This window comes from Gordonia shandongensis DSM 45094 (assembly GCF_000423025.1).
GTDB classification, from domain to species: domain Bacteria; phylum Actinomycetota; class Actinomycetes; order Mycobacteriales; family Mycobacteriaceae; genus Gordonia; species Gordonia shandongensis.
This window is the reverse complement of record NZ_AUHE01000025.1, coordinates 1-6227: the sequence shown is the minus strand read 5'-3', so window position 1 is coordinate 6227 and position 6227 is coordinate 1. Positions and strand designations below refer to the sequence as shown.

Below are 6227 nucleotides of genomic sequence, written 5' to 3'. Positions count from 1 at the left end.
TCGGTGACTACGCGTTCGGTGTGGTCGCGCAGGCGTCCGGCGATTCCGCAGGTCGGGCAGTGTGGATCGGGATCGAGGACGGTGCACCAGATGTGGGTGCGGTCCTGGGCGTCGATGGCGGCGTCGGTGATCGTGACGCCGAGTTCGGTGGTTCGGCAGATCGTGTCGACGACGGCGGAAGTAGGCTTGTGCATGGGTCCTGTGTGTGCGGTGTGGCTGTGTGAGAACTTCCATCTTCGCACCGCAGGACCCGTCTACATGTTGTGGTCACTTCCGCTGCCGACGCACACCGCCTACGCACTCTCAGATCCGAAGAGCCCCTAATCCAGGTCTCCGACCGGACCAGGACGGTTCAGATCGCGTAGGTGATCGCGACTGCCACATGCTCGTCGTGCGCATCCAGACCGGTCTTGAGCCTGGTTTTCTGCTTATCGGTGAGCAACCGGGTCCGGGTCAACAAGGTCCGGCGGATACCGTAGAGCGGATCACCACTGCGGCCCCGATGCCCGCAGGTGTCGGTCTGGACGCGTTGGCGGCACCGGGTGAGTTTTTCGGCGGCCAAGTGGACGACGTGGAAAGGGTCCATGACCGCTCGGGCGTGATCGAGGCTCTCGGCGGTGGCGGTGCGGTAGCCGGAAAAGCCGTCCATCGTCACGACCCGGATGCGGTCACGGAAGGCTTGATCGCGGGCGTCGAGCCAGTTCTTCAGCGCGGCCTTGGATCGGCCGGCGACCATGTCCAACAGCCGGGCCGGCCCGGTGCCGTCAACGACAGGGGTGAGGTCGACCAGTACCGTGACGAAACTCGGATCTCCTTGTCCGCGAACATGTTTCCACTTATGTTCATCGACTCCGAGGATCCGGACCCGGTCGAGACGTTCCGGTGCCGCGGCCAGATTCCGGGCCGCTGACAGGGCGATGGTGTTGACGGTGTCCCAGCCCAATCCGACTGCCGCGGCCACGGCTGTGACGCTCATCTTGTCGACGATCATCCGCCGCAACATCCAGGCCGTGGTGCGGCGGGTGACCTGGGTTCGTGGGGCAACGATGTCATCGATATCGGCCCGGAAAATGCTTTGGTCGCAGGCGGTGCTCTCGCACCGGTAGCGGGGCACCTGCAGGTGCAGGCGGGTGGGGTGGCCCACGATCGGCAGGTCAGCGATCTCGCGGTGCACATGATCACGCAACCGTCCGGCCGCCCCGCAGCCTGGGCACCGATCATCCGGGGCACGGAGTTCGCAGTAGAGGTGGGTGCGGTCCTGCCCGTCGAGGGCTGCGCCGGTGATCGTCACTCCGAGGTCGATGGTGCGGCAAATGGTGTCAGCGATCGCGGTATTCTCGGCCATGGGTCCTGTTGGTGTTCGTGGTGTGGGTGTCAGAACTTTCACCCTGACACCACAGGACCCACCTACCTCGCCACGACTCGCCGCCGGGCCCACCATGCGCAGCCGTCCCGCCCCTACATGTAGTGGTAACCAGAACCGGTTCTACGCACCGTCAAACCGGAAGAGCCGGATAACCTTCGGCCCCACCACATCGGCTCCTGAATCAGACTCCGATGGCCCGAACATGAACGCCCCGACAAAACCACCCGGACTCGAACACCGGTCCGCCCGAAGCGAATGCGCCTTGCGTGTCGTGCATCTGCTGCCGGAGATCACCTGAGAGCAAAGCATGTTCTGGAGGTACCAACTCGCCGAAGCTGCGGACCGCATCGCGGCCGACGCCTCGCGATGGGTGTACCCGCCCCGATGCACAGGCGAAGGGCTCGCTGGTCGACGATCTTGCCAGGTGCTGCGTGGGCTTGGTCGATGGCGCGTTGGCTCTCGGTCAGCCGCCCATAACGATCGGCAATAGTGCCTTGGTTGCGATTGTTCTCAACACAGATTCATCAGTTATGTCGATCGAACTATGTGGGACCAGTGCATACCCGAGAACTACATGGATCAGGACGTCGGCTTTTAGATCGGCATCTCCGGGGGGAATCTCGCCTGAAGCTTGTGCTGAGGCGATCCGACCCGTAACGAACTCATGCCCAAGCTCAAGCGCGCTGGGCGAGCCGCTCGTGAGCGCGCGACGAAAGTCGGATCGATCCACCTCGTCGAGGTCACCGTAGAGCAGCGGATGCGAGGACAGGCTGAGCGCGGACGTCAGTGCGCCGACGATCCGGTCGGGCACGGACGGCGTTTCGTTGAGCGCATGGGCCATCTGCTTCAAGAACTGTCTGACTTCGTGGGTCAGCGCTTGTTGCAGCAGTCCGTCCTTGCTCTCAAAGCGTCGGAAGAGCGTAGCTCTACTCACCCCTGATGCAGTGGCGATGCGATCCATCGTGACCGCACGAACACCGTGGTCCGCGATCACGCGTACGACTGCGGCGAAGACCGCAGCATCATCGTCACTATCGGGGCCGTCCAGGCTCGCCGCAACGACTGCGCGGCCCAGAAGTACGTCAAGGGGTTCTCCAGGGCGAGTCACGATATCAAACCTTGCGTAGCGGAGAGGATTCTGCAACTATACCAAGAGACTACTAGATACATAATCGTCTCACCGTGACGGTTGCGTGCAGCTCTTCGAAAGGATGCGTGTGAGAGAGATACCGGATGACCCGGTCGACCGGGAGCGGTTCGAGCATCGCCTCCATGACGGGCTACTAGCCGCCCACGAGACGGGCTGGGGGCTGTTCGGGCCTACGTCCGTCGTTTGGAAAGTCAACCGATTCGCGTCGGTAAACATCCTCGCGACGTCAATCGGCGGTCACCTTGACGTGGCCCATCCAGCCGTTGCTTGGGGTGTATTTGAACATTCTCGAATTTTTACAAACCCAAAGGAACGATTCGCACAGACATATCTACTGCTAAGTAGGGTTGCATTTGGAACGCCGGAACAAGTCGGCCGGGTCAGCAGCTCCCTCTACTCACGCCACAGTCGAATCGAAGGAATCACCAAGAACGCCGCCGGAAAGTACACGGAGGGGTCGCGATACGCGGCAAACTCGGTTGACGGCCTCCTCTGGGTTCATCTGGTCTACTTCTGGAGCCGATATCTTCTGTATGAGGCAACCGTGGAGAGTCTCACAAAGACAGAGTGGGATCGCTACGTCGATGAAAGCCGCCGATTTGGCGCCTGTTTTGGATTGCCTGACGAGGGCATGCCGAGCACACTCGACGAACTTCAGGTTGCGGTGTCTCGGTACATTTCGAGCGGTGACCTTGCTATGACCCCAGCTGGGAAAGAGATCCTCGAGTACATTGCGACACTGATCCCACGTTGGGCGCGTCCAATATACTACGGATTCGTAGACGAGCTACTACCAACGCAGCTCACAGCGCTCATAGACATTTCCGATCGCGGACTGCAACGACGCGGGATTCGAAATGGTATCCGCATACTTCTCCGAGCATACAATCGATTCGCACCACCCTCTGTTCGGTACGTACCCGCTTTCAACGAAGCAAATTCACGAATCACTCATCGGCCGGTCGGTCCAATCGTGCGCGCGTTCAACCGTGCCCTCTGCGGAAGAGCTGAGGTACTCTCTTGATGAAAGAATCTTTCTGCGCCAGTACCACCACGATCGGAGCACGATAGAGTGACATCATTCATTCATCCCTATTCCGGCAGGCGGTTCCGATTGGGATTGATCAACGTCTTCTTCAGGCTCATGAGAGTAATCGCAGACATCGTTCCTGTACGTGCATCGACAATGGTTGCTGCGAATTGGATACTCGCGACACCTATCGTTCCGCTCTCACGCTCTTCAGTAGTCGACTCTGAGCGAGTAGGAGGAATGCGAGTAGATGTAGTGGTGAACCCCACCGTTCGTTCACCGGAACGAACCATTCTGCATATACATGGTGGCGGCTTCGTGTTCGGATCAACCCGAACGCACCGCCTATTGGCCTCTGAGTTGTCAAAAGCCTGCCGGGCGCGGGTGGTGCTGTTCGACTATCGACTGATGCCCGAGTATTCGGTCTCCTCTGCGATCGCTGACTGCATGAGGGCTTATGAATGGGCGGAGGCTACGTACCCTGATCACCCTCTTGTAGTCTCGGGCGATTCGGCTGGGGGAAACCTCATGCTTTCAGTTCTGAAGCGCTTGGTCTCGGCAGGCCGGACGTTGCCGATGGCAGCTGTTGGACTTTCGGCATGGCTCGATCCAGACTATGTACACGAGAAAGGCGCCCCTCGCGACTCCTTCTTCTCGCTGCGGTTCGCGGATCGAGCCGCGAGTCTCGCGAATCCGCGCGATGAGATATTGCCTTTGCAGAGCATCTCCGCACTTCCGCCCGTCCCGGTACTGCTGCAGTGCGGGGCAGAAGAGCCAGTTTTGACGAGCAACCGCACACTTGTAGACAGTCTCGTCGAGCTAGGGACGCGTGCAGTACTGCAGGCGTGGGAAGGTCAGCCGCATGTTTTCCAGATGCTTGCACCCTTCACGCCCGAGTCGGTATCCGCACTGGCCAATGTCGACGAATTTCTATCGAGTCTTGACATGAGTGTCTCACGCAATCGTCCGAGAAAGAATTTGAACTAGGTAAGGTCTAGCCGTTGATTACACATAGATTAGCGTCCGCCGCTGTACTACTCGTATGCTCACTCCTAGCGGCGAACTGGAATTCGCCAAAAGCCATCGCCGAGACCCCCCACCGAGATCTTCCGATCAACTGGGACCTCGGAGAATCATTTCCGGCCATGCTTCGCACTGTTACCTCCCCGGGCTGGAGCCCACCGGGGGCAAACGACTACAACTGTAAGCTTAATCCTGACCACCCGAATCCTGTTGTTCTCGTCAACGGGACTACAGGTTCCGGGTGGGAATGGATGGCGGGATCACCTTTCCTGAGGAATGAGGGATTCTGCGTATACCATTTCAACTATGGAAATGTCACCACATCTTCACGAATGCCCTTTCAATCCCTCGCTGGTATCCGGAAATCAGCAATGGACCTCAAAGCGGGTGTCGACAGAATTCGGGCTAGAACCGGGGCAGCGCGCGTCGACCTGGTTGGCTGGTCGCAGGGTGGCGGTATGACACCGCACTACTACATAAACTTCCTTGGCGGCTCTAAAGCTGTCGACACCTTGGTCGGGATCGTCCCAGGCAATCACGGGACGTCAGGGAGTAGTTTGATCTACGCACGCGACCTCTTCCCCCCTTTAGGCAAGTTTGGATTCGATCTTCTTAATTCACTTGCCCCCGCATTTCCCCAACAGGCCGAGTATTCGCCACTCGTTGACAAGATCTACCAGAACGGCGACACTCGCCCCGGCGTTCGTTATGTGTCAATTGCGACTCAATATGATCAGATCGTAACTCCATACACAAACGCATTCCTATCTGGTGGGGATTCGAAGAACATCCTTCTCCAGGAGGGATGTAACAAGGACCGCTCTGAACACCTCTCAGTCGTATACAATCGTCGCGCGTGGATGTACGTTTCCAACGAACTACACCGAGTATCGAAATCCCAGAGTGTTCCGTGCATTAGCGTGGACCCCTACTTTCCGAATGTCGGTCGTTAGCCTCGATCTTTCGCCGGAGTGATGTCCAGACCTGAGTCGTTCGAATTGCTTGCGGCGGAGTCGGGTACGGCAGTCGGGTACGAGAGGTTGCCCGGGTGCCGTCGGATGCGGTCGGGTTTCACAGGTCCGGGAGGTGTCTTTCAGTTCGTTCGGATACGTGATGGGTGTGCAGATCAGGTGCTGGTTCGGCAGCGGTCGAGTCGGCTGGTCGCGGCTACGAGGAGGCAGGTGTCGGTTGTGCGGGCGTCGAATCGTAGGCGTCGCTGGCGGGCGTGTCGAGCGATCCGGGCTGCGATCGCGAACAGGCGAAAGGCGCAGTGCCTTCAGGTCGGATGTGCGTGCGTCAGTGCTGGTCAACGCCAGCATTTGCGGCTCTTCGGATTTCAGAGTGCGTGGATGCGGTCAGCGAGCTGGCCGGAGTGCAGCAGGGACCGCAAGATGTAGTGGTTGAGGTTCCGGAAGCCCTGGGCGATCCCGCGTAGGTGTTCGAGGCGTCCGTTGATCGCTTCGACGGGACCGTTGGAGACGCCGACGTCGAAGTACGCGAGGATCTCAGCGCGGCGTGCCCACAGGGTGCGGCCGAGTTGAGCAAGCTCGGCAAGTTCAGCGGGTACTCCCTTCTGTATCCGTTTGAGGACCTTCCACATCAGCTTCTTGCCCTCCCGCCGCTTCGGGTGCTCGTAGGCGGCGATGATCTGCTGATAG

General features: G+C 59.3%; 5 protein-coding genes and 3 pseudogenes. 3 read left to right on the top strand and 5 right to left on the bottom strand.

The genetic code is table 11. The annotated features are described in order from the left end of the window. From G528_RS0114390 to G528_RS0114380, 3 genes and pseudogenes are all read right to left on the bottom strand, one after another. A pseudogene (locus tag G528_RS0114390) lies at positions 1-194 on the bottom strand (ISL3 family transposase); the annotation flags it as partial. 161 nt (positions 195-355) lie between these two features. After that, a pseudogene (locus tag G528_RS17715) lies at positions 356-1345 on the bottom strand (ISL3 family transposase); the annotation flags it as partial. A 484-nt stretch (positions 1346-1829) separates the two neighbouring features. Then, a complete protein-coding gene (locus G528_RS0114380) occupies positions 1830-2474 on the bottom strand; it encodes a TetR/AcrR family transcriptional regulator (RefSeq protein ID WP_169515290.1) in 645 nt (214 codons plus the stop codon). Positions 2475-2559: 85 nt separating this feature from the next. On the opposite strand from G528_RS0114380, the gene G528_RS18290 reads away from it, so the two are divergent. The 3 genes from G528_RS18290 to G528_RS18280 all read left to right on the top strand — a co-directional run bounded on the left by G528_RS18290 (position 2560) and on the right by G528_RS18280 (position 5522). Continuing rightward, complete coding sequence (locus G528_RS18290) at positions 2560-3540, top strand: oxygenase MpaB family protein (protein WP_084638244.1); 981 nt, start codon at positions 2560-2562, stop codon at positions 3538-3540. A 246-nt stretch (positions 3541-3786) separates the two neighbouring features. Beyond that, on the top strand, positions 3787-4533 hold the full coding sequence (locus G528_RS18285; RefSeq protein WP_169515288.1) for an alpha/beta hydrolase: 747 nt from the start codon (positions 3787-3789) through the stop codon (positions 4531-4533). 158 nt (positions 4534-4691) lie between these two features. Further along, a complete protein-coding gene (locus G528_RS18280) occupies positions 4692-5522 on the top strand; it encodes an esterase/lipase family protein (RefSeq protein ID WP_156890463.1) in 831 nt (276 codons plus the stop codon). Between the two features lie 173 nt (positions 5523-5695). On the opposite strand, the pseudogene G528_RS18960 reads toward G528_RS18280, so the two are convergent. Then, a pseudogene (locus tag G528_RS18960) lies at positions 5696-5891 on the bottom strand (IS1380 family transposase); the annotation flags it as partial. Positions 5892-5905: 14 nt separating this feature from the next. Next, positions 5906-6227: transposase (locus tag G528_RS0114370; RefSeq protein WP_026919498.1), on the bottom strand; the 322-nt coding region annotated here is incomplete at its 5' end.

What these genes read in the sequence shown, in the direction of transcription:
- G528_RS18285 (WP_169515288.1), top strand. Translation starts at nt 3,787, where the DNA reads ATGCGAGTAGATGTAGTGGTGAACCCCACCGTTCGTTCACCGGAACGA.
- G528_RS18280 (WP_156890463.1), top strand. Translation starts at nt 4,692, where the DNA reads ATGCTTCGCACTGTTACCTCCCCGGGCTGGAGCCCACCGGGGGCAAAC.